Below are 22392 nucleotides of genomic sequence, written 5' to 3' on the forward strand. Positions count from 1 at the left end.
GCATGACTGCGTGCTGCGCCGTGTGCCAGCGGCGCCAGGTGGTTTTCAACCCTCGACCAGGATGGCCCGGAAATCGTTGACGTTGGTGAGCGTGGGGCCGCATACCACCGAATCGTCCAGCGCCTGGAAAAAGCCGTGGCCATCGTTGTTGGCGAGGCTGTCGCGCGCGCGGATGCCCAGTTGCCGGGCGCGTTCCAGCGTTGCCGGGCCGGCGTAGGCGCCGGCGATTTCCTCCTGGCCGTCCACGCCGTCCGTATCGCAGGCCATCGCATGCACGCCCGCGTGCCCGTCCAGCGCCACCGCGAGGGACAGCAGGAATTCCACGTTGCGCCCGCCGCGGCCCTTGCCGCGTACCGTCACCGTCGTCTCGCCGCCGGACAGCAGGATGCATGGCGGTGCGAACGGCTGCCCGCGCGCGGCCACCTGCCGGGCAATCCCGGATAACACGATACCCACTTCGCGCGCTTCGCCCTCGATGCCGTCGCCCAGGATGTGCGCCGGCACGCCCGCCCCGGCAGCCACCGCTGCGGCGGCTTCCAGCGCCATCTGCGGCGTGGCGATGAAGCGGATCTCGTGGCCCGCCAGGCGCGGGTCGCCCGGCTTCACGGATTCACCGCGGCCGCTTTCCAGCACGGCGCGCACGTGGGCCGGCACGTCGATGTCGTGGCGGCGCAGCACGGCCAGCGCGTCGTCGCAAGTGCTCGCATCGGCGCACGTGGGGCCGCTGGCGATGTCCACCGGATCGTCGCCCGGCACGTCGGAAATGAGCAGCGTCAGCACACGCGCCGGGTGGCATGCCGCCGCCAGCCGGCCGCCCTTGATGGCGGACAAGTGGCGCCGCACGCAGTTCATCTCGCTGATCGTGGCGCCGCTGGCCAGCAGCGCGCTGTTCAGGCGCTGCTTGTCGGCCAGCGACAGGCCCTGCGCCGGCAGGGGCAGCAGGGCGGACCCGCCGCCCGAGATCAGGCAGATCACCAGGTCGTCCGGCGTCAGGCCCGCCACGAAGTCCAGCATGCGCCGCGCGGCGGCGAGGCCGGCTTCGTCCGGTACCGGGTGGGCCGCTTCGACGATCTCGATGCGTTCGCAAGGTACCGCATAGCCGTAGCGCGTGACGACCAGTCCGGTGAGCTCGCCCTGCCAGTGCTGTTCCAGAACGCGCGCCATCTCGGCCGATGCCTTGCCCGCGCCGATCACCAGCGTGCGCCCGCGCGGCGGTGGCGGCAGGTGCGGCGGCAGGCACAGCGCCGGCTGTGCCGCGGCCACCGCGGCATCGAACATCGCGCGCAGCAGGTCGCGAGGTTGCACGGCCGGCGTCGATGTCGGCCGCATCATTCTTTTACCGTGTCGCCGATCTGGAAATTGGCCAGCGTTTCCAGCGCGCGCACCAGCGCCGAATGGTCCCAGGCCTTGCCGCCATGGGCCGCGCAGGCGCTGAACAGCTGTTGCGCGGTGGCGGTATTGGGCAGCGAGAGCCCCAGCTGGCGTGCACTGGACAGGGCCAGGTTCAGGTCCTTCTGGTGCAGTTCGATGCGGAAGCCGGGATCGAACGTACGCTTGACCATGCGGTCGCCATGCACTTCCAGCACCCGGGAGGCGGCAAAGCCGCCCATCAGCGCCTCGCGCACCTTGCCGGCATCGGCACCCATGCGGGCGGCGAACAGCAGCGCCTCGCCCACCGCTTCGATGTTCAGCGCCACGATGATCTGGTTGGCCACCTTGGTCGTCTGGCCGTCGCCATTGCCGCCCACCAGCGTGATGTTCTTGCCCATCAGCTCGAACAACGGCTTGACCCTGGAAAAAGCTTCAGGCGTGCCGCCCACCATGATCGTCAGGCTGCCGGCACGGGCACCCACTTCACCACCGGATACCGGCGCATCGAGGTAGTCGCAATCGAGGGCGTTGATGCGGGCCGCGAACTGCTTCGTCTCGATGGGAGAGATCGAGCTCATGTCGACCACCACCTTGCCTGCCGACAGGCCCTCGGCCACGCCGCCTTCGTCGAACAGCACGGCCGCCACGTGCGGCGTATCCGGCACCATCACGATCACGATCTCGGCATCCTGCGCCACTGCGCGGCCGGAGTCGCGCACCTGCGCGCCCCCGTCCAGCAGTTCGGCGGGAATCGGTTTTACGTCATGCACGAACAGTTCATGGCCGCCACGCAGCAGGTGGCTTGCCATCGGCGTACCCATGATGCCCAGGCCGATGAATCCGATTTTGCTCATTGTTTTTCCTTTGTATTGAGATGATTGCTTGCGATTGTTCGATCAGGCGACGTTCCTGAACTTTGCTGCCAGCTGTTCGGCGCCGCGTGCCAGCAGGCCCGTATCGCTGCCGACGGCGATGAAGTCCACGCCCTGTTCGATCCAGCGGCGCGCCAGTTTTTCATCGGACGCCAGGATGCCGGCCGGCTTGCCGGTGGCGCGGATGCGCGCCAGCGCATCGTCGATCGCCGCCACCACGTCCGGATGGCCGATCTGGCCGATGTGGCCCATGCTGGCCGCCAGGTCGCCGGGGCCGATGAAGATGCCGTCCACGCCGTCGACCGCGGCGATCGCTTCGATGTTGGCCAGCGCGGCCGGCGTTTCCACCTGCAGGAGCACGCACAGCTGCTCTTCGCAGGCATGCGGGTAATCCTTGATGCGGCCGAAGTCCGAGGCGCGGGCCGCCGCGGCGTAGCCGCGTACGCCCAGCGGCGGATAGCGCGTGGCCGCCACCGCATTGCGCGCTTCGTCGGCGTTTTCCACGAAGGGGATCAGCAGGGTCTGCGCGCCGATGTCGAGCAGGCGCTTGATGACCACCGTGTCGTTCCACGTGGGGCGCACGATCGGATGGGTGGCACCGCGTGCCACCGCCTGCAGCTGCGAGTGCACCATCGGCAGCTCGTTCGGCGAGTGCTCGGTATCGATCAGCAGCCAGTCGAAGCCGGCGTTGGCCAGTACTTCGACTGTCACGTGGCTCGACAGGCCGGACCACAGGCCAAGCTGCATTTGCCGATTACGTAATGCTTGCTTGAAAGGATTTACAGGCACAGTCATGTCTTCCTCCATTAAATGTTGTAAGACGTCATACAACTAAGCCAGCGTTCGTTAGTTGCGTGCAGTCATCTATAAGACATAAGATACTTAAGAAACAAAGGCTAAGCGAAATATAGGCTTCCAAACTCAGTGCGCAGATGCAACTTACACATCAAGATACCACTTATTTGTACGACGTCATACAACTTAATTTTTCCATAATTTGATCTGCCTCAACACCGGCAATTCTGTTTTCTGTCTTAAGATCCGCTTCACGAAGCGGCTGCACAGTCGCCGCTGCGGCACACCTACTCATTCCTGCCCGGTTCCTTATGCGCATCCTGCTGGCCGAAGACGACATCTCCCTTGGCGACACCATCCAGGCCTGGCTGCGGCTCGACAGCCACGCCGTCGACTGGGTGCAGCGCGGCGACTCCGCGCAAACGGCGCTGATGACCCACCGCTACGACTGCGTGCTGCTCGACCGCGGCCTGCCCGGCCTGTCCGGCGATGCGCTGCTGGCGCAACTGCGCGCGGCAGGCAACCGCGTGCCGGTGATCCTGATCACCGCCTTCAACGCGCTGGCGGACCGGGTGGAAGGGCTGGACCTGGGCGCGGACGATTACCTCGTCAAGCCGTTCGAGCTCGAGGAAATGTCGGCCCGCATCCGCGCGGCGGTGCGCCGCGGCGCGGACCAGGCCAGCAACGCGCTGGCCCATGGCGACATCGCGCTGAACCTCGATACCCGGCAAGCCACGCTGGCCGGCCAGCCGGTGGCGCTGACGGCGCGCGAATATCACGTGCTGTACGCGCTGCTGCTGCGCAGGAACAGCATCGTCACCCGCGCGCAGATCGAGGAAACCCTGTATGGCTGGGGCGACGAGGTGGAAAGCAATGCCATCGAGGTCTACATCTACAACCTGCGCAAGAAACTGGGCAGCGACAGCATCGTGACCGTGCGCGGCCTGGGCTATCGCCTGAAGAACGATGGCGGCTAACATCGTGCCAGAGCGCGTGCCAGAGCGCGTGCCAGAGCGGCAGCAACCGCACGGGCCGCAGCCATGGTCGCTGCGGCGGCGGCTGCTGGCCGCCATCGTGGCCGCCAGCACCGTGCTGTGGCTGGCCAGCCTGGGCATCGTCACCGTGATCGCCTGGCAGGAAACCAATGGCGTGTTCGACGACGCGCTGGAGGAATCGGGCTACATGCTGATGGCCGCCACCACCGACTGGGACGAGCGCGGCCTGCTGGCGCTGGCGCGGCCCGGCAGCGCCCAGGAACGCAAGGTGGACATGCAGTACCAGCTCGTCGTCGCCGGCCGCGTGATCCAGCGCACCGGCGGCGCGCCGGCGCGGCCGTTCGTGGCCGGCTTCGAGGACGACGACGGTTTTGCCGACGTCGAGGTGGACCAGCGCCGCTGGCGCGTCTTCGTGGTGCGCGACAGGGAGCGCAATGTCGAGGTGCAGGTCGGCCAGAAGAATTCCAAGCGCTTCGACATCCTGGAGGAACTGGCCGAGCATTTGTGGCTGCCGGTACTGGGCTTCCTGGTGCTGCTGGCGCTGGTGTGCTGGCTGCTCACGGGCCGCGTGCTGCAACCGCTGCGCCGCACCGCATCGGCCATCGCCGCCAAGACGCCGGACGACCTGGCGCAGGTGCCGCTCGCAGGTCAGCCGAAGGAACTGCTGCCGATCGTGCAGGCGCTGAACGGCGTGCTGGCGCGGCTGGACGCGGCGCTGCAGGCCGAGCGGCGCTTCACCGCGGATGCCGCACACGAACTGCGCACGCCGCTGGCCGGCCTGCACATGCACGTGCAGCTGCTGCAGCGCCAGCACCCCGACCTGGCCGGCCCGTTCCGCAAGCTGCGCGACGATATCGGCCGCGTGACGGCGCTGGTGGACAGCCTGCTGGCGCTGGCCCGCATGGATCCGCTGTCGCGCGAACAGCTGGTGCGCGTACCGGTGGCGCTGGCGCCGCTGCTGGAGCGGGTGCGCGCCACGCATGCGCCGCCAGCCGCGCAGCGCCGCATTGCGCTCACCGTGCGCTGCGGGCTCGATGGCGTGGAGGCCGATCCGCACATGCTGGAAATCGCCGTACGCAACCTGGTCGACAACGCGCTGCGCTACTGCCCGGACGGCAGCCGCATCGAGATCGAAGCGATGCGCGTCGGCGACCATGCCCGCATCGCCGTGCGCGACGATGGTCCCGGTGTCGACCAGGTGTCGATGGCGCGGCTGGCCGAACGCTTCTTCCGCGTGCTGGGGCAGGGGCAGGGGGGCAGCGGGCTGGGGTTGTCGATCGTGCGGCGGATCGCCGAGCTGCATGGCGGTACGCTGGCCTTCGGCCCCGGGCTCGACGGGCGCGGGCTGGAGGCGACCGTGACGCTGCCGGCACCTTAAGATTCGATTCATGTCCGCCCGGTGTAATGCGTCCATGCCTGCCGCAATTCAAGAAGCCAGCGGCGGCTCCACTCAACCAATCGGAGGACTGACCATGAAACGCTTCATCCAACTTTCCTGCATGACCGCCGTGCTGGCCGCATCGGCCGTCGCCATCGCCCAGACGGGCGGCTACACCGGCCCATCCGCCGCCCCTGCCACGGCGGCACCGGCGGCCGCCAAGGCCGCGCCGGCGGGCTATAGCGGCCCGTCGAGCGTGCCGCTGATGACGGCGAAGGACCTGCTGGCCAACGGCAAGGACGACCAGAAAGTGCGCCTGAAAGGCAAGCTGCTGAGCCACAAGGGCGACGAGGAATACGAATTCGCCGACGCCAGCGGCAAGATCACCGTGGAAATCGACGACAAGCTTTTCCCGGCAGGCGCGAAGGTCGACCACACAACCGAGGTCGAGCTGTACGGCGAGTTCGACAAGGACATGATCGGCGAATCGAAGCTGGACGTGGACCAGCTGAAAGTCGTCGGCAAGTAAGTTTCCGCCAGGCTGCCCGGCACGGGCAGCGGCGCCAACCCGGTATCATCACCATGAAGGGCCGCACCCACGCGGCCACGCTACCGGAGATCTACATGGTGATCGTCACCCACAACGGCAAATTCCACGCGGACGACGCATGGGCCGCCGCCGTCCTGTTCGTCCTGTTCCCGCACGCCGAGCTGGTTCGCACGCGCGACCCGGCCATCATCGAGGCGGCCGACTTCGCGGTCGACGTCGGCGGCATCTGGAACCCGGCGGCCGGCCGCTTCGACCACCACCAGAAAGGTTTCGATGGCGCCCGGCAGACCGGCGTGCCGTACGCCAGCGCAGGCCTGGTGTGGCGCGAGTACGGTGCCCGCTGCGTGAGCACGCTGGCCGTCACGCATACCGGCCGCCAACTGCCGAACGATACGGCGCGCGAGATCGCCTATGCGATCGATGCCGACATCGTGCAATACCTCGACCTGTCTGACGTCGGCGCGGCGAAGAACGCGCCGGGCGGCTACGGGCTGTCGGCGGTGATCTCCGGCTTCAATCCCAACTGGCTGGACGAGCAAAGGCTGGGCTACGACGGCGCGGCCGATGTCTACCGGCTCGAGCAGTTCCAGCGTGCGATGACGCTGCTGACCGACATCCTCGTCAATGCCGTGAAATACCGCGTCGGCGCCTTGCTGGCCGTGGAACAGGTACGCGATGCGGAAGTGCTGGAGGATGGCCGGCTGCTTTTCCTGCATAACAGCGCGCTGCCCTGGACCCAGGTGGTGAGAAAGGAAATGCCGAAGGTGCTGTTCGTGCTCAGCCACAGCATCGCCGAAAAACGCTACATGCTGCACACGGTGCCCGTCAGCCCGGAAAACTTCACGGCGCGCGCCGACCTGCCGGCGGCGTGGGCGGGATTGCGCGACGCGGAACTGGCCGCCGTGACGGGCGTGCCCGATGCCGCGTTCTGCCACAACGGCCGCTTCATCGCCGCCGCCAAGTCCTATGAAGGGGCGTATGCGATGGCGTTGCAGGCATTGCAGGCCGTCGCCGAGGGGCAGCGATAAAGCTGCCGGCAGGCGTCGCGGATATCGGCATCGCGATTCGCCGAATTCGTACTATTGTTGAAAAATAAAGCGGAGTAGCATTCCTCACCGCCGCGCGTTTCGCCGGCAGGTCTTTCCGGAGGAGTGGTCCCGATGCGATGTCGTGCAATCCCGCTGGCCGCGGCATGCCTGGCGGCCGTTTCGGCAGTGGCCTGCCACGCCGCCCAGCCAACCGGTCCGATACAGGTAACGGGCGGCGAAATCGCCGGCCTGCAAACCGGCGCGATGAAGACCTGGCTGGGCATCCCGTTCGCGGCGCCGCCGGTCGGCTCCCTGCGCTGGCGCGCACCGCAGCCGGTCGTGCCATGGCAGGGCATCAGGCAGGCACGCAGCTTTTCCGCCGCCTGCGCCCAGGCCGCCGAGTGGATCACGCAGCCGAAAAGCGAAGACTGCCTTTACCTCAATGTCTGGGCACCCGACCAGGCCGCGAAACTGCCGGTCCTCGTCTGGCTGCACGGCGGCGGCTTCTACGGCGGCACTGCCGCGCAGCCGCTGTACGACGGTGCCAACCTGGCAAGGCATGGCGCGGTCGTCGTCACGGTCAACTACCGCCTCGGCATCTTCGGCTTTTTCGCGCATCCCGAACTGACGGCGGAATCGCGGCACCGTGCTTCCGGCAATCAGGGCATCCTCGACCAGATCGCTGCGCTGCGCTGGGTGAAGGACAACATCGCGGCCTTCGGCGGCGACCCGGACCGCGTGACGATCATGGGCGAATCGGCGGGCGGCGAATCGGTCGCGATCCTCGTCGCATCGCCGCTGGGGAAGGGGCTGTTCCAGCGCGCCATTGCGCAGAGCGGCAACGACGGCTTGCCGATGGATGCGGGTGAAAACCACCGTTTCGCCAGCAAGGCCGCCGCCGAAGGCAAGGGGCTGGCGTTCGCCACGGCCGCCGGCGCGGGAAGCCTGGCTGCCTTGCGTGCGATGCCTGCCGAGGCGTTGCAGAAACCGGCGTGGTTGCCACGCACACTCGTCGACGGCCACCTGCTGCGCGAAGACCTGGCTGCCACCTATCGCGCCCACCGCCACAACGACGTTCCGCTGCTGGTGGGGTGGAATGCCGAGGAAGGCAAGGACCTGGCCCCGGAAATCCTCGGCACGGATCGATTCACCGCGGCCAATCATCGTGACCTGGTGTCGAACCTGCTGGGCCATGCTCCTTCCACCGCGTTGCTGGCTGCCTATCCCGGCGCCACCGACGCGCAGGCCCGTGCATCGATCGACCGGCTCACCAATGACTGGTGGGGCTGGCGCATGGTGCACTGGGCGGGGCTGCAGGCGCGGCATGGTCGCTCGCCGTCGTATGCCTACTTCTTCGCGCATCGGCCCGCGCAGCCGTCGACACCCTGCGGCTACGGTTGCGGCGCCGGGCACGGTGCGGAAATCCAGTATGTGTTCGATAACCTGCACCTGGACCCGCGCGCATGGACGGCGGCGGACCGGCAACTGGCAACGCGGCTGGCCGAAACGTGGGTGGGTTTTGCCCGCACCGGGAAACCGGAAGGAAAAGGCTTGCCGCCCTGGCCGGTGTTCGATGGCTCGAACGCATCCATCCTGCGCATCGGCGGCGACGGGGCGGTGCCGTTGCCGGATTTTTCGTTGTTTACGCAACGCCTCGAATAATACAAAGCACGGCAGGCATGCGGTCTTCCACGAAAGTGGGCACCGGTTGCTGGCCAAGGGGCCGTGGCGTGCCGGATTCAGGCAGTCTGGCCCTGGACCGCGCCGCCCGCTATCGCCTCGTCCAGGCCCGCCAGTTCGGCCAGCACGTCCGCCAGCGGCATCGGGCGTGCGAACAGGTAGCCCTGCATGTGCGGCGCGCCATTGGCCATCAGGTACTGTGCCTGTTCCTGCGTTTCCACGCCCTCGGCCACCACGCGCAGGCGCAGGTGCGCGGCCATCGCCAGGATCGAGTTCACGATGGCCGTGCCGTCGGCATCGCCCGGCGCTTCGCGGATGAAGCTCTTGTCGATTTTCAGTTCGTACAGCGGCATGCGCTTCAGGTAGGCCAGGTTCGAATAACCGGTGCCGAAATCGTCGATCGAGAAACGGATGCCCATGTCGGCCAGTTCGCGCATGCGCGCGATCGTCCCGTCGCGGTCGCCGACGGCGATACCCTCGGTCACTTCCAGGATCAGTTGATCCGGCGGCATGCCGTGATCGGAGAGCAGGCGCTGTACCGAGCCGACGAAGCCGGCCTGGCCGAACTGCGAGGGGCTGACGTTGACCGACAACGGCATCGCGTGGCCCGCCTCCGCCAGCTGCCGCCACGCCAGGCATGCCTGGTGCAGGGCCCAGTCGCCCAGCGGGGCGATCAGGCCGGTGGATTCGGCCACGGGAATGAAGACATCCGGCGGCACCATCTTGCCGTCGGCGCGCCGCCAGCGCATCAGCAATTCGGCGCCGGCGGGACGGGCATCGGCATCGAACTGCAGTTGCAGGTGCATCGCCAGCTCGCCCCGCTTGAGCGCGTTCGCCAGGTCGGTCTCGAGGGTCAGCCGCTCTTCCATCTCGGCGCGCATGGTCGACTCGAACAGGGCAACGCCGTTGCGCCCGTTGGCCTTGGCGCGGTACATCGCCGTATCCGCCTCGCGCAGCAGGTCGTCGGCGCTCTGGTCGCGGCGCAGCATCAGCGCGATGCCGATGCTGGCCGATGCGCTGTAATGATTGCTGTCGATGGAGACCTCGCGGGCGAGCGCCGCGCCGATCGCGCGCGCGCGGGCCATTGCGGCTGCGGCCACGGCGGCCTCGTCGCCGGCGATGCCGGTCAGCAGCACGACGAATTCGTCGCCGCCCAGGCGTGCCACGATATCGTCGCCCCGTACCAGCCGGGAGATCACCTGCGCTACATTCCGGAGCAGGTCGTCGCCCGCTGCATGGCCCCGTGCGTCGTTCACGTACTTGAAGTGATCGAGGTCGATGAACAGCAGCGCGCCGCGGGCATTGCCCGCCTTCAGCAGCCGGGCATCGAGCTGCTCCATCAGGCGCCGCCGGTTCGGCAGGCCGGTCAGCACATCGTAATAGGCCAGCCGGTGGATTGCCGTGGCGGCCTTCTTGCGCTCGCTGATGTCGCGCCCGACGCTGACCCAATGGGTCAGGGCTCCGCTCTCGTCCACGAAGGGGGAAATGTCCAGTTCGATCCAGTGGGGCGTGCCCGATTTCGCATAGATCAGCAGCTCGCCCGATACCCTCTCGCCATGTGCCATCGCCCTGACGATGCGTGCCGCCTCCGCGGAATCGGTATCCGGCCCGACAAACAGGTTCATGCTTTGGCCGAGCAATTCCTCGCGCGAGTAGCCGGTGCCGCGCACGCACGCATCGTTGGCGAAGATGATCGGCTGCGGCCGGTCCATCCCATCGGTGGCGCGGGCGATGATGACCCTGTCGTTGAGCTGGGCCACGGCGGCAGCCGTGAGCCGCAGTTCAGCGTTGACCGCGTGCAGTGCGTTCTTGCCGTCCTCGAGCGAGTCCGCGAACTGGTGCACGTCGTCCAGCGACTTCAACAGCTTTTGCAGCAGCGTGCCGCAGGATACGGTGATTGCCGTGCCGACGAGCAGGTAATTGAGTGTGGCCAGGATCGGGGCCACGGCACCCTCGTGGGGAAAGCCGGCAAGCTCGGGCCGGGCCCAGCCGGTAAGTCCAAGCACCAGAATGACGAGCCCGCTGCCCGCGACAGCCATCAGCGCAGGGCGCATTCCCAGCAGTACGACAGCAAAGACCGGTGCCGCGATCAGGAAGATCTGGGCAACGTAGCCCACGGTGACCAGCAGGGCGATCGAGAAAAAGACGACGATGGCAATAAAATTGACAACCCGCGCCATGTAGGACAGGCGCGGCAGGCGCCACAGCGCCGCCAGCCAGACGATGGAGAGAACATCGACGGCGACGATCGGCCACATGTCGTTGCGCACGGCCATGACGATCGACGGGACGGCGGTAAGAGTGCCCAGCGCGAGCACGATGGCGATCATGCGGTTGATGATCTGGCTGCGCCAATGAGCGATATCGGTATGGGGGGTCACAGGTTGCCTTCGGCACAATTCAGTGTCATTAAAATAAATGCACTATTTTTTGCTGCAACGCAATAGTGTAGCCGAGTTCGGGGCGGCCTGCCATTTGTCGCCCAACTTAAACCGGTGCGGGTGTTGCGTGAGCGGTGCAGCGGAGCGGCGCTGCACCGGTACCCGAAGGGGTGACAGGAGTGCCCAAAAAATCAAGGGTACCTTAAATGCAGGCTCTCATGGGCCGAGGCTGGCGCCGGTTGCTTTGCTTTCCTGGCTGAGCAGTCAACCAACCAGTGGTTCGCTACACTAGGCGCGAGCCATCCTGCCGGTTTGGCCCTGGACGGCGCGTGAACCGCCAGCGCGCGGCGCCAGCCGCAATGCCAGCACCAGGATGGTGGCCGCCGCAAGATACAGGACGATCAACGCGGCCAGCATGGCGGCGCTGTCTCCCCAGGCCAGCATGCGTTCGCCGAGCAGCGGCCCGAGGGCGCCACCCAGCAGGCCGCAACTGCCCACCAGCGCGATGCCGGTGGCGGCGCGGCGGCGGTCCAGCAGGACGGTGAGGATGGACACCAGCAGCGGCGATGCCGAGGCGATGCCCAGCGATGCCAGTGTCATGCCGGCCAGCGACCAGGCCAGGTTGTTGTCCGCGGCGATGGCCAGGCCCAGGCCGCCGGCGGCCAGCGCCATGCAGGCGACGAAGTGGCCGCGCCGTTCGCGGCGGCGGTCGGAGTGGTGGCCGATCACGATCATGCCGATCACGCCGGCCAGGTTCGGAATTGCGGACAGCAGCCCGATTTCCGCATGGCTTCCTGCGCCCCAGCGCTGCATCAGCGCCGGCGACCAGAACACCAGCGCATAGCTGGCACCCATCAGCAGCAGGTTGGCCAGGGCCAGCAGGCCGATGGACGGTTCGCGCAGCAGCGACCGGATAGTGCCGAAGGCCGATGGCGGTTCCTCGACGCCGACACCGCTGGGGGTGGCACGCGCATTGGTACTGGTCGCGCCGTTCAGCGCATCCTCGTCGTGCTTCAGGTCCTGTTCGATCATCTGCAGCTCAAGCGACGAGAGCCAGCGCGCATCCTGCGGTTTGTCGTCCAGGCAGAACCAGGCCACCACGCCGAGCACCACCGCTGGCATGCCTTGCATCAGCAGCAGCCATTGCCAGCCTTGCAGGCCGGCGACATGGTGCAGGTATTGCAGCGTCGCGCCGCACAAGGGGCCAGCTATCACGCCTGCCATCAAGGCGGCAGAGGCGAAGATGGCGATCACGCGCGCGCGCCGCGCGGCCGGATACCAGTAGGTCAGGTAGAGAATCACGCCGGGGAAGAAGCCCGCTTCAAAGACGCCGAGGAGGAAGCGCAGCACGTAGAACTCGACCGGCTCGCGCACGAAGGCGCAGGCCGCCGCGGTCACTCCCCAGCACAGCATGATGCGCAGCAGGGTCTTGCGCGCACCGATTTTTTCCATCAGCAGATTGCTCGGGATCTCGCACAGGCAGTAGCCGACGAAGAAAATGCCGGCGCCCCAGGCATACACCTGGTTGCTGAAACCGAGGTCGGCACCCATTTGCAGATGAGCGTAGCTGATGTTGACACGGTCCAGGTAGGCGATGGCGTAGCACAGCATCAGCAGCGGCAGCAGGCGCCAGCTGATCTTGCGGTAGATGGCATCCATCCCGGCGGCGCAGCGCAGGTGCGCGATACGGGCGCCTTGTGTCATGCGAGCGCCCTTTGCGATTTTTGTTCGACCTTCCAGTGCGGCCGGCGCGCGCGCAGCGTGAAGCGCTCGCGGTAGACGCTGGGGTTCATGCCGGTGGCTTGCTGGAACAGGCGGCGGAACGAGCCGGCGTCGGCATAGCCGCACGCCGAGGCGATGGTGTGGAAGTTATGCAGCGAGACTTCCATCATCACCTTGGCGCGTTCGACGCGGAGCTTGTGCAGGTATTCCAGCGGCGTCATGCCGACCGCCTGGCGGAAGTGGCGCAGCAGCGTGCGTTCGCTGGTGGCGGCGACTTCGGCCAGCGTTTGCAGGTTGTATGGCTGTTCCAGGTTGACCTGCAGCCATTGCGTGGCCCGGTACACCGGGCTGTCCGACGTCGGTGTCAGCCACACGCCGCTCAACTCGGAGGTGATCTGCTGGCGGCGCTGCTGGTATTGCAGTACCTGCAGGCAGCCTTCCATCAAATCCGGATCGAGTAAACGGCCCAGCAGCGCGGAGATGAACTCCGTTTGCAGGCCGGGGGCCACACAGGTGAATACCCGTTCGTGGAACGACATCGGCTCGTCGGTATCGAAGTCGCCATCGGGGAAGTGCAGCTTCATCCACGATTGATAGGCCCATGGCGGCGCGCAACGCGCGCCGGCCAGCAGGCCAAGACGGGCCGGGAACACCATGCCGGTAAAGCAGGCGGCGATCAGGCCGCCGTCCAGCGCGTGATTGTGCAGCATCGCCAGGACTTCGGGATGGCTCTGCGCGATCTCGCCCATGTGCGGCGCATTGCGGGTGGCCAGGCCGGGTACCACGATCAGCGTGCGTGCCGCCGGCAACGGCTCTGGTGATGGTTTCTGCAGGCCGGCCATGATGCCGCTGTTCAGTGGCGCTTCCACGCCGGGCGGTGTGATCACGCGCCACGTCAGCGGCGGCGGCAGATGCGGTTTGCGCAGTCGCAGTATTCCTACCGCCACATTCAGCACATCGACCGCGGCAAACAGATTGCCGGGCATCGCTTCCGGCAGCCATAGCAGTTGCACATCGAGAGGTGCAATTTGAGTGGCGGGATTGGTCTGCATGTTGGCGATACTAGCTGCACGATATTGCATAAGCAAGCTCTAGAATTGTTCGCAGGAATTCAAAACAACAGTGCCCAAAATGGGGCGCGCAGTGCGACGAAATGGAGCGTGCATTGCGACGAATCCGCACCATCGCGGCGCACTTTTCCAGTCTTTATATGGACTCATTTCACGGACTCATTTCACGGACTCTCATTTCACGGACTCTCATTTCATGTTGAAGCGACTTATATATGCCGGGCTGCTGGCGCTCGCAGTCATCGCCATCATGGCAGCAGTGGTGGCGTGGAATACCTTGCGGCTGTCATCGCGCCAGATCGATGTCACACCGGTTTCGGTGCTGGCGCTGGAGCGCGACGCGGTGGCGGCGCGGCTGGCCGGCGCGCTGCAGTTCCGGACAATTTCCGACGCGGCGTCAGGCGATGCCAATGCCGAGGAATTCAAACGCATGCAGGCCTACCTTGCGCAGGCTTTTCCGCGCCTGCATGCAACGCTCAAGCGCGAGATGGTCGGCCACAGCATGCTGTTCACCTGGCAGGGCAGCGATGCGCAGGCCAGGCCGGTGATGTGGCTGGCACATCAGGACGTGGTGCCGGTGGCGCCAGGCACGGAGGGCAACTGGCATCAGGCGCCGTTCGACGGCGTGGTGAAAGATGGCTTCATCTGGGGCCGTGGCTCATGGGACGACAAGGGCAGCCTGGTGGCGCAGATGGAGGCGGTGGAGACCTTGCTGGAATCGGGCTACCAGCCGCGCGCGACGATCTACCTGGCTTACGGCGCGGACGAGGAAGTCGGCGGCCGGCGTGGCGCGGTGGAAATCGCGCGTCTGCTGAAGTCACGTGGCGTGCGGCTCGATTACATACTCGATGAGGGCATGCTGGTCACCGAAGGCATCATGCGCGGCATCAGCCGGCCGGTGGCGCTGATCGGCGTGGCGGAGAAGGGCTATGCAAGCGTCAACCTGGCGGTGGCCACGGCACCGGGCCATTCGTCGATGCCGCCGCAGAACACCGCCATCGGCATGATGAGCGCCGCGCTGGCAGACCTGGAACGCAAGCAGATGCCTGCGCAATTGACCGGTGTGGCGCAAGACATGTTCGACACCATTGCGCCGGAGATGGAGGGCATGAGCCGCGTGGCGTTGTCCAACCTCTGGTTGTTCGGGCCCCTTGTGCAGCGGCAGCTGGCGCAATCGGCCGGCACCAATGCCATGCTGCGCACCACTACCGCGCTGACGGTGGTCCACGCGGGGAACAAGGACAACGTGCTGCCTGGCCGCGCCGACGCGGTGGTCAACTTCCGCATCCGTCCTGGCGATACGGTGGACGGCGTGATGGAGCACGTCAAGCAGACTGTGGACAGCGGCGCGGTGCATGCGGAGCTGCAGGCCGGATCGTCCGACCCATCGCGTGTGTCGCCGATCGCATCGGCCCAGTATGCGCTCATCAACCGCACGATCCGCGAGGTGTTCAGCGACGCGGTGGTGGCGCCGGGCATCGTCATCGGCGCGACGGATTCGCGCCACTACAAGGACGTCAGCGACCATGTCTACCGCTTCTCGCCGGTGCGCGCAGGGCCTGACGATCTGCCGCGCTTCCACGGCACCAACGAACGCATCGGCGTAGACAACTATCTGGAAGCGGTTCGCTTCTATGTACAACTTGCGAGGAATGGAAAATGAAAAGGTTGATATCCGCAGCGCTGTTGGGCACCGCGCTGCATGGCGCGATGGCAGCCGACCAGGCATTACTGGAGGCCGCCCGCACGCAGCAGGCACCTTTGCTGGCGACGCTCAAGGATCTGGTGCTGATTGAATCCGGCAGCAGCGACAGCGCCGGCCTGGCGCGTGTAGCCGATTACAGCGCGGCGCGGCTGAAGGCGCTGGGGGCGGCGGTAGAGCGCAAGGACGGCATTGTCACCGGCCGCTTCAGCGGCAAGGGTCGCAAGAAGCTGATGCTGATTGCCCACATGGATACGGTGTACCAGCCGGGCATTCTCGCTACCCAGCCTTATCGCGTCGACGGCAACCGCATCTATGGTCCCGGCATTGCCGACGACAAGAGCGGCGTGGCGCTGATCCTGCACACCATCGAGATGCTGCACGCGCGCGGCTGGCACGATTACGCGCAGCTGACCGTCATCTTCAATCCGGACGAGGAGATCGGTTCGCCCGCGTCCGGCGAGTGGATCGCCTCGCAGGCGGCACTGCATGACTTTGTGTTTTCCTGCGAACCGAATGGCGTGCAGGCGGAAGGACTGCTGCTGAGTGCAAGTGGCATCGCCACCGCCAGGATGACGGTAGAGGGCCGTGCCGCGCACGCCGGCGTGGCGCCGAAGTCCGGGCGTAACGCGCTGGTCGAGCTGTCGCACCAGGTCCTGCAAACACAGGACATCAATGTGCCGGGTGCGCAGCTGAACTGGACGCGTGCCAATGCCGGCCTGGCGACCAACCAGATTCCCGCCAGTGCCACGGTGCAGGGCGATGTGCGCCTGAGCGCCACCGATGGCGCAGAGCGCCTGCTGCAGGCCTTGAACCAGAAGGTGGCGACACCGCTGGTGCCGGATACCGTCACCAAGGTCGAGATCCAGCCGGGACGGCCGCCGTTCATCGCCACCGATGCGGCGCGCACATGGGCCGCGAAGGCGCAAGCCATCTACGGCGAGATCGGCCGCAAGCTGGCGCTGTATCCCGCCACCGGCGGCGGCACCGATGCCGGCTACGCCAGCCGGTCCGGCAAGGCGATCGTGCTGGAGGCATTCGGCCTGGCCGGCGATGGCATGCATGCCAAGGATGAATACATCACCATCGACTCGGTGGTGCCGCGACTCTATCTGCTCAGCCGCATGATGCAGGAAGCCGGCGCCTCGCAGTAATCACAACCCACTAGCACTTCCAGCAATTCCACACCGGACGGCCTCCATGCCGCCCGGCGGGCATTGTCGCGTCAAAAAAAGTTAAAACGTCAACCAAAGGGAGTAGAGCACCATGAAGGAAACCGTACTGGCGCATTCGTTGCGCATGATGTTTGCAGGTGGATTGGCCGTGATCGCGACAACGGCTGCACTGCCAGTGCTGGCGCAGGAGGAGGGCGGAAAGATGCAGCGTGTCGAGGTCACGGGCTCCTCGGTCAAACGCACCGATTCGGAAACCGCCCTGCCGGTGCAGATGATCAGCAAGGAGGACATCCAGCGCATCGGCGCGACCAGTACGGAAAGCTTGCTGGCGTCGATCTCCTCGCTGTCGTCGGCGGGCGCGACGTCGAATGCGGCAGGCGCGTCCAGCGGCACTTTCGGCCTGTCGTCGATCTCGTTGCGCGGGCTGGGCGGGGAGCGCACGCTGGTGCTGGTCAATGGCCGCCGCCTGGCGGCGTTCGCCGGCGGTGGCGGCGCCACGGTCAACGTCAATGTGATTCCGCTGGCGGCGATCGAGCGCATCGAGGTGCTGAAGGATGGCGCCTCCGGCGTGTATGGCAGCGATGCGGTGGCCGGCGTGGTCAACTTCATCCTGTCGAAAAACTTCGAAGGCGTGCAGGTGAGCGCCGGCGCCGGCTCGCCGACCACGCATGGCGGCGGGCAGAATAACAAGGCGTCGATCACCGCCGGCATCGGCGACCTGGACCGGGATCGGTACAGCGCGGTGGTGTCGGTCTCGTGGGAAAAGGACAAAGCGCTGTTCGGGCGTGACCGTGATTACGCCAGGTCGGGCAATAACCTTCCGTACTATGTGTCCGGCGCCACCGGGCAGGGCAATATCGAAGGCGTGGTGATCCCCGGCGCATATCCGAACGACCGGGGTGCCGGCTTCGGCGCCTCGCCGGCTACCGGCTACGGCAATCCGCTGGCGGCCAGCGGCAAGTGCGCGGATATCCAGATGTTCCAGAATCCGACGCCCACTTCCAAAGGCGCGCCTTACTGTGCCTATGACAGCGCGCCGGCCACCAACCTGATACCGGCGCGTGAACTGGCCAACCTGACGGGCAACCTGACGTACCAGATCAACGACGAGCACCAGCTGTTTGCCGACGCGCTGCTGTCGCGCAGCGTGGTGACCAATACCATCCAGGCCAGCCCCGTGCGGCGCAGCTTCCTGGTGGTGGACAGCGCGTTCACGCAGCAGAAGGTCGATCCGGCGCTGATACTGTATCCAGGCAATCCGGCTTACCAGTCGATCGCGGCGCCTTACCTGGCGGCGCAAGGCTACTCTTCCATCATCGGCCAGCCGCTGGCGATCACCAGCCGCGTGTTCGATTACGGCCCGCGCCAGTCGCGCGACGTTGCCACGCAGTCGCGCTTTACCGGCGGCGCGCGCGGCACGTTGTGGGGGCAGGACTACGAGGTGGCGCTGACCTCCAACCGCAGCAAGGTCTCCGGCTCCCTGCCGTCGGGTTACTTCCTCCAGGTGGAGTACGCGAAGATCATCAATGACCCGGCCAACAACTGGAATCCGTGGGCGCCGGGCGGGGTGCAGACCGGCGCGCTGGCGGACAAGCTGAAAGCCGCGCAGTACACCGGCAAGACCGTCGACGGCTGGTCGGATAGCGAGCTGGCCGATGGCAAGATCACCGGCGACCTGTTCAGCATCGACGGCCGCGCGGTGCAGTATGCGGCCGGCGCGCAGGCGCGCCACGAAAGCTACCAGGTCTCGCCCAGCGCGGCGCTCCTGAGCGGCGATGTCGGCGGCGCCGGCGGCGCGCTGGCGGCGGTGGATCGCAGCCGCACCATTCGCTCGGTGTTCGGCGAGCTCAATGTGCCGCTCCTGAAAACCGTGGAGGCCAACCTGGCGCTGCGCAACGACCACTACAGCGATGTCGGTTCATCGACCAACTACAAGGCCAGCCTGCGCTGGCAACCGCTGCGCAGCCTGCTGTTGCGCGGTTCGCTGGGTAGCGGCTTTCGCGCGCCGACGCTGGACGATTTGTGGACGCCGCAAGTGCTGGGCACGACGGTGGCATTCACCGATCCGAAGACCGGACAGGGTTCGCTGCAGGTCAATGGCCTGACCGGCGGCAATCCGGACCTGAGGCCGGAGAAATCGCGCCAGGCATCGGTCGGCATGGTGTGGTCGCCGGCCAGCTGGCTCAATGCCGGCGTCGACTACTTCCGCATCAAGGTCAGCGACATGCTGGCGACGCCGTCGGCGCAGGAGGTGGTGTCGCGCTTCCGCGCCGGCGATCCGGCCTACGCCAACCTGGTGGTCCAGAACGGCAATGACATCGACCTGGTGAAAACGGTACTGGCCAATACGGGCGAGGCAACGGTCCAGGGCGCGGACCTGTTCGTCATCGGCCGGCAGAAATTCGCCAACGGCAGATTGGACGTTGCGTTGAACGGCACGTATATGGACAAGTTCGACCAGACCAGCCCGGGCGGCACGGTGTCGCACAAAGTGGGCACGCTGGTCGACGCCGCCGGCACGGCGGTCATCGGCGCCGATGCCGGCGGCGTGGTGCTGCGCTGGAAGCACACGTTGAGCGCGTCGTGGACCCAGGGCGCACTGTCCTCCACGCTGATCCAGAACTATCACTCGCGTTACGAGGCGGCGCATGATCTGCTGGGTAACCGGGTGCTCATGAAGGCGGCGGCGACCTACGACGCCAACCTGGCCTGGCGCGGCATCAGGAACACCACGCTGACGCTGGGCGTGCGCAATCTGCTCGATCGCCAGCCGCAGGCCTTCGTGCCGATCGCGGCGCAGTTCCAGTATGGCTACGACGTCAACACCTACGATCCGCGCGGGCGTTTCGTGTACGTCAACGCCAGTTACGCGTTCCGTTAGGCGAAGGCGGTGCCGGCGCGGGCGTGGCTTCGGGCGCGAGGAGTGGCTGCGCGGGCGGCCGCTCCGTTCGTGTGCTCAGGAAGGCCGCGTTGGTCCGGAAACGAAAACGCCAACCGGCGAGGGTTGGCGTATCGTTCGAATCTGTTCTTGGTGGCCCGGCGCGGAATCGAACCACCGGCACAAGGATTTTCAATCCTCTGCCTGGCCTTCAATGATAGAAATACGGTGCCAGCACCGCAACTTCAGTAATATTATCGACCGGTAATCCGTTGCGCTCGGCGACTTGCCGGATTGCCTCGGGCGTTGGCGCATCGTAAATGCAGAACGTGTGGGTCTTATCGGCACTCACGTAGGAATGGACCCAGGTAACGCCTTGCTCGCTGTTGGTCTGGACAACCTTGCTCAAGGCGTCTGCGCCAGCGGCGTTGACGGGTATGTTGAGACCATCGGGGAAACTGCGTTCAACCATATAGCGCGGCATATCTGTCTCCTTGCTGTTATGAAGGACTAGCGATGACACCTTATGAGAGTGCCCAGATAAAGTAGCGTAAAACTAAACGCAGGGCAATCGCTTTGCGGTGCAATGCCGTATAAGATGGTCGAACGTTCAGTAAAGCAAAACGCCACCCGAAGGTGGCGTTTTGCTTTACTGCTGAATTCTTGGTGGCCCGGGGCGGAATCGAACCACCGACACAAGGATTTTCAATCCTCTGCTCTACCAACTGAGCTACCAGGCCAAGGCGCGCAATTATAGCAGCCCTGTTTCGGGTTTGCCTAGTCCTTTGTGAAGCCGCTGCCCGGCCGCGCTGCTCGACCATTGACCCGTTGCCGGCCCCGGGTGTACTTTGGGTTTTTGCCACGGGAGCCGGGATGCCCATCAATTACGCCCGCCGCCTGACGGGACGCCAGCGCGAGGCCGGCGGCAACCGGCAGCTCGGCATGGTGCTAGCCTTCGTGGCCGGTGCCGCCAACGCCGGCGGGTTCGTCGCCGTGCGCCAATACACTTCGCACATGACGGGCATCGTGTCGGCAGTGGCGGACGACGTCGCCGCCGGCGTCTTCGACCTTGCCGCCGCGGGACTCGGCGCACTGGTGGCGTTCGTTGCCGGCGCGGCCTGCTGCGCGCTGATCGTCAACTACGCGCGCCGGCGGGAAATGCACAGCGTATATGCGCTGCCGCTGCTGCTCGAAGCCATGCTGCTGCTGGCGTTCGGCGTGCTGGGCACGTGGCTCGCCTCCGTCGAGGTGCTGGTCGTGCCGGCCACCATCGCGCTGCTGTGCTTCATGATGGGCTTGCAGAACGCCGTCGTCACCAAGCTGTCGAACGCGGAAATCCGCACCACGCACATCACCGGCGTGGTGACCGATATCGGCATCGAGCTGGGCAAGGCGCTGTACCCGAACCGGGATGCCACGGCGGTGCCCGTGCTCGCCAACCGGGGCCGGCTGCGGCTGCTGGCCATGCTGGCACTGTGCTTCTTCACTGGCGGCATCGCCGGCGCCATGGGTTTCGCGCGCCTCGGCTATTCAGCCACGGTTCCGCTGGCGATGATGCTCGTGCTGCTGGCCATCGTGCCGGTGGTGGATGACCTGCGCCAGCTGCGCATTCACTAAATCGCTGAAACAGACGACCAGCCATCATGCCTGCCACCCTTCCTGCCGCCGTACTGGACACCGGGCATATCGTTCAGCGCCGCATGCGGCTCTTGACGACCCTGCCGCCGGCATCGAACAGTACGAGGTACTCGGGTTTTTCCGCGGCGCGGCGGTCGTCGGTGCGTGGATACAGCCATGCCTCGCGGCCGTCGCGGAAGGCCACCGCCGTCCCCGGCCCCAGCAGCGCGCGCACCTGTCCGCGCGTGTAGCCCGGTTCCACACCGGGGGCGGCGGGCGCGCCGGGCGGCGGCGGATCGTCCATGGTTTCGAACGACAGCAGCGTATCGTCCGGCCAGGCACGGTCCCAGATGGGGGCGTGGTAGCTGCGCTCGAGCAGCACCTGGCAATCGCACCAGGGCAGGTCCGGCGCCTGCACGTGCCCGCCGGTGTACAGGAACCGCAGCGGTGCCGGCGTGGCGCGACCGCTCGCATGCAGCGTTACCGCAAAGACCGGCCGGTCGGTGAAGAACAGGTAACGGCCGTCGGCATCGTTGCAGACCTGGTCCGGGTTGGCCAGCAGGTCGCCCAGCCAGGCGAACAGGTGGGCATTGTTCGATACCAGCCCCGCCTCCATGCCCACCCGGCATTCCAGGCGCAGGTCGCCGAGACGCCGCATGCCATCGGGCACGCCCGGACTGCGCACGTCCGCGCGCCAGGTCATGCTGGCGGTGCGGCGGTTCGCCACCAGTGCCGCATCCTCGCGCCATGCGCGTTCGTCGCGCGCCAGCGTAAAGCCGTTGTCCGTGCTGACCGGCACCGGGATGGCGAGCGTGTCGCCCACCACCTTCATCTCGATGCCATCCATCGATGTTCCCGGCAGGCGGGGCAGCAGGCGAAAGCGCAGGACGGCGCCGGGCGCCAGCACCGGTGCCTCGCGTGCGAAACGGTCCATGCCGCGGATCATGCGGCGGTACGATTTATCGACCGGATCGCGCGTTGCCGTCACGGCAACGCTGGGAACCGGCTGGTCCGCGGACGGTGAGGCGGCCGCGCCGCCGGCACCCGACAGGGCGAGGACCAGCACGGCGCAACGGGGGACATTATTAAATTGCAACATCGAAGCCTTCCTGTCCTTTCGCTGTCCTGAACAGCCAAGATGGTACGCGCAGGCTTCCCGTGCGCCCGCACGGTTGGCG

Annotated in this window: 17 protein-coding genes and 1 tRNA gene; 9 read left to right on the forward strand and 9 right to left on the reverse strand. The window is 66.2% G+C overall.

What is annotated here, in order from left to right:
• Window positions 1–45: 45 nt before the first annotated feature.
• From FHS02_RS19170 to hpaI, 3 genes are read right to left on the reverse strand one after another with little or no spacing between them, the layout of a single operon-like run.
• A complete protein-coding gene (locus FHS02_RS19170) occupies window positions 46–1332 on the reverse strand; it encodes a glycerate kinase type-2 family protein (RefSeq protein WP_217496852.1) in 1287 nt (428 codons plus the stop codon).
• Window positions 1329–2225 (reverse strand): 2-hydroxy-3-oxopropionate reductase, encoded by an 897-nt coding sequence (locus tag FHS02_RS19175; protein ID WP_137315934.1) that lies wholly within the window; start codon window positions 2223–2225, stop codon window positions 1329–1331. The genes FHS02_RS19170 and FHS02_RS19175 overlap by 4 nt, the downstream gene beginning before the upstream one ends.
• A 42-nt stretch (window positions 2226–2267) precedes the next feature.
• A complete protein-coding gene (gene hpaI / locus FHS02_RS19180) occupies window positions 2268–3038 on the reverse strand; it encodes a 4-hydroxy-2-oxoheptanedioate aldolase (RefSeq protein ID WP_137315935.1) in 771 nt (256 codons plus the stop codon).
• A gap of 311 nt (window positions 3039–3349) precedes the next feature.
• Between hpaI and FHS02_RS19185 the strand changes: the two genes are divergently transcribed.
• The 5 genes from FHS02_RS19185 (at window position 3350) to FHS02_RS19205 (ending at window position 8651) form a co-directional block, all read left to right on the forward strand.
• Entirely contained in the window at window positions 3350–4015 is a 666-nt protein-coding gene (locus tag FHS02_RS19185; protein WP_137315936.1) for a response regulator, read from the forward strand.
• A complete protein-coding gene (locus FHS02_RS19190) occupies window positions 4005–5411 on the forward strand; it encodes an ATP-binding protein (protein WP_137315937.1) in 1407 nt (468 codons plus the stop codon). The genes FHS02_RS19185 and FHS02_RS19190 overlap by 11 nt, the downstream gene beginning before the upstream one ends.
• A gap of 94 nt (window positions 5412–5505) precedes the next feature.
• On the forward strand, window positions 5506–5940 hold the full coding sequence (locus tag FHS02_RS19195) for a YgiW/YdeI family stress tolerance OB fold protein (RefSeq protein ID WP_137315938.1): 435 nt from the start codon (window positions 5506–5508) through the stop codon (window positions 5938–5940).
• Between the two features lie 53 nt (window positions 5941–5993).
• A complete protein-coding gene (locus FHS02_RS19200; RefSeq protein WP_229422325.1) occupies window positions 5994–6989 on the forward strand; it encodes an MYG1 family protein in 996 nt (331 codons plus the stop codon).
• A 132-nt stretch (window positions 6990–7121) separates the two neighbouring features.
• Complete coding sequence (locus tag FHS02_RS19205) at window positions 7122–8651, forward strand: carboxylesterase/lipase family protein (RefSeq protein ID WP_137315939.1); 1530 nt, start codon at window positions 7122–7124, stop codon at window positions 8649–8651.
• Between the two features lie 77 nt (window positions 8652–8728).
• Here the strand turns inward: FHS02_RS19205 and FHS02_RS19210 are convergent, their stop codons facing one another.
• From FHS02_RS19210 to FHS02_RS19220, 3 genes are all read right to left on the reverse strand, one after another.
• The gene (locus FHS02_RS19210; protein ID WP_229422326.1) at window positions 8729–11050 is read right to left on the reverse strand and encodes a putative bifunctional diguanylate cyclase/phosphodiesterase; all 2322 of its coding nucleotides are present in this window, start codon (window positions 11048–11050) and stop codon (window positions 8729–8731) included.
• 288 nt (window positions 11051–11338) lie between these two features.
• On the reverse strand, window positions 11339–12754 hold the full coding sequence (locus FHS02_RS19215) for an MFS transporter (RefSeq protein ID WP_137315940.1): 1416 nt from the start codon (window positions 12752–12754) through the stop codon (window positions 11339–11341).
• Window positions 12751–13854, reverse strand: coding sequence for a GlxA family transcriptional regulator (locus FHS02_RS19220; protein WP_229422327.1), 1104 nt, complete (start codon window positions 13852–13854; stop codon window positions 12751–12753). Before FHS02_RS19220 ends, FHS02_RS19215 begins: the two co-directional genes overlap by 4 nt.
• A gap of 184 nt (window positions 13855–14038) precedes the next feature.
• Here FHS02_RS19220 and FHS02_RS19225 point away from each other — a divergent pair, with 184 nt between their 5' ends.
• From FHS02_RS19225 to FHS02_RS19235, 3 genes are all read left to right on the forward strand, one after another.
• Window positions 14039–15505, forward strand: coding sequence for a M20 family peptidase (locus FHS02_RS19225; protein ID WP_229422328.1), 1467 nt, complete (start codon window positions 14039–14041; stop codon window positions 15503–15505).
• Window positions 15502–16698, forward strand: coding sequence for a glutamate carboxypeptidase (locus FHS02_RS19230; RefSeq protein WP_137315942.1), 1197 nt, complete (start codon window positions 15502–15504; stop codon window positions 16696–16698). The genes FHS02_RS19225 and FHS02_RS19230 overlap by 4 nt, the downstream gene beginning before the upstream one ends.
• Window positions 16699–16810: 112 nt before the next feature.
• Entirely contained in the window at window positions 16811–19600 is a 2790-nt protein-coding gene (locus tag FHS02_RS19235; protein ID WP_137315943.1) for a TonB-dependent receptor domain-containing protein, read from the forward strand.
• 208 nt (window positions 19601–19808) lie between these two features.
• Here the strand turns inward: FHS02_RS19235 and FHS02_RS19240 are convergent, their stop codons facing one another.
• Both FHS02_RS19240 and FHS02_RS19245 read right to left on the reverse strand, forming a co-directional pair.
• Window positions 19809–20081 (reverse strand): DUF4242 domain-containing protein, encoded by a 273-nt coding sequence (locus FHS02_RS19240; protein WP_137315944.1) that lies wholly within the window; start codon window positions 20079–20081, stop codon window positions 19809–19811.
• Window positions 20082–20261: 180 nt separating this feature from the next.
• Window positions 20262–20337, reverse strand: a tRNA-Phe gene (locus FHS02_RS19245).
• 133 nt (window positions 20338–20470) lie between these two features.
• Between FHS02_RS19245 and FHS02_RS19250 the strand changes: the two genes are divergently transcribed.
• Window positions 20471–21214 carry a YoaK family protein gene (locus FHS02_RS19250; protein WP_137315945.1) on the forward strand — a complete coding sequence of 248 codons (744 nt, stop codon included), beginning with the start codon at window positions 20471–20473 and terminating at the stop codon, window positions 21212–21214.
• A gap of 73 nt (window positions 21215–21287) precedes the next feature.
• On the opposite strand, the gene FHS02_RS19255 is transcribed toward FHS02_RS19250, so the two are convergent.
• Entirely contained in the window at window positions 21288–22313 is a 1026-nt protein-coding gene (locus FHS02_RS19255) for an outer membrane protein assembly factor BamE (RefSeq protein ID WP_229422329.1), read from the reverse strand.
• Between the last annotated feature and the right edge of the window lie 79 nt (window positions 22314–22392).

It is taken from the genome of Pseudoduganella umbonata (assembly GCF_014192225.1).
Classification (GTDB): Bacteria; Pseudomonadota; Gammaproteobacteria; order Burkholderiales; family Burkholderiaceae_D; genus Rugamonas; species Rugamonas umbonata.

What these genes read in the sequence shown, in the direction of transcription:
- FHS02_RS19215 (WP_137315940.1), bottom strand. Translation starts at nt 12,754, where the DNA reads ATGACACAAGGCGCCCGTATCGCGCACCTGCGCTGCGCCGCCGGGATG.
- FHS02_RS19175 (WP_137315934.1), bottom strand. Translation starts at nt 2,225, where the DNA reads ATGAGCAAAATCGGATTCATCGGCCTGGGCATCATGGGTACGCCGATG.
- FHS02_RS19185 (WP_137315936.1), top strand. Translation starts at nt 3,350, where the DNA reads ATGCGCATCCTGCTGGCCGAAGACGACATCTCCCTTGGCGACACCATC.
- FHS02_RS19230 (WP_137315942.1), top strand. Translation starts at nt 15,502, where the DNA reads ATGAAAAGGTTGATATCCGCAGCGCTGTTGGGCACCGCGCTGCATGGC.
- FHS02_RS19240 (WP_137315944.1), bottom strand. Translation starts at nt 20,081, where the DNA reads ATGCCGCGCTATATGGTTGAACGCAGTTTCCCCGATGGTCTCAACATA.
- FHS02_RS19250 (WP_137315945.1), top strand. Translation starts at nt 20,471, where the DNA reads ATGCCCATCAATTACGCCCGCCGCCTGACGGGACGCCAGCGCGAGGCC.
- FHS02_RS19225 (WP_229422328.1), top strand. Translation starts at nt 14,039, where the DNA reads ATGTTGAAGCGACTTATATATGCCGGGCTGCTGGCGCTCGCAGTCATC.
- FHS02_RS19235 (WP_137315943.1), top strand. Translation starts at nt 16,811, where the DNA reads ATGAAGGAAACCGTACTGGCGCATTCGTTGCGCATGATGTTTGCAGGT.
- FHS02_RS19170 (WP_217496852.1), bottom strand. Translation starts at nt 1,332, where the DNA reads ATGATGCGGCCGACATCGACGCCGGCCGTGCAACCTCGCGACCTGCTG.
- FHS02_RS19220 (WP_229422327.1), bottom strand. Translation starts at nt 13,854, where the DNA reads ATGCAATATCGTGCAGCTAGTATCGCCAACATGCAGACCAATCCCGCC.
- FHS02_RS19255 (WP_229422329.1), bottom strand. Translation starts at nt 22,313, where the DNA reads ATGTTGCAATTTAATAATGTCCCCCGTTGCGCCGTGCTGGTCCTCGCC.
- FHS02_RS19190 (WP_137315937.1), top strand. Translation starts at nt 4,005, where the DNA reads ATGGCGGCTAACATCGTGCCAGAGCGCGTGCCAGAGCGCGTGCCAGAG.
- FHS02_RS19200 (WP_229422325.1), top strand. Translation starts at nt 5,994, where the DNA reads ATGAAGGGCCGCACCCACGCGGCCACGCTACCGGAGATCTACATGGTG.
- FHS02_RS19205 (WP_137315939.1), top strand. Translation starts at nt 7,122, where the DNA reads ATGCGATGTCGTGCAATCCCGCTGGCCGCGGCATGCCTGGCGGCCGTT.
- hpaI (WP_137315935.1), bottom strand. Translation starts at nt 3,038, where the DNA reads ATGACTGTGCCTGTAAATCCTTTCAAGCAAGCATTACGTAATCGGCAA.
- FHS02_RS19195 (WP_137315938.1), top strand. Translation starts at nt 5,506, where the DNA reads ATGAAACGCTTCATCCAACTTTCCTGCATGACCGCCGTGCTGGCCGCA.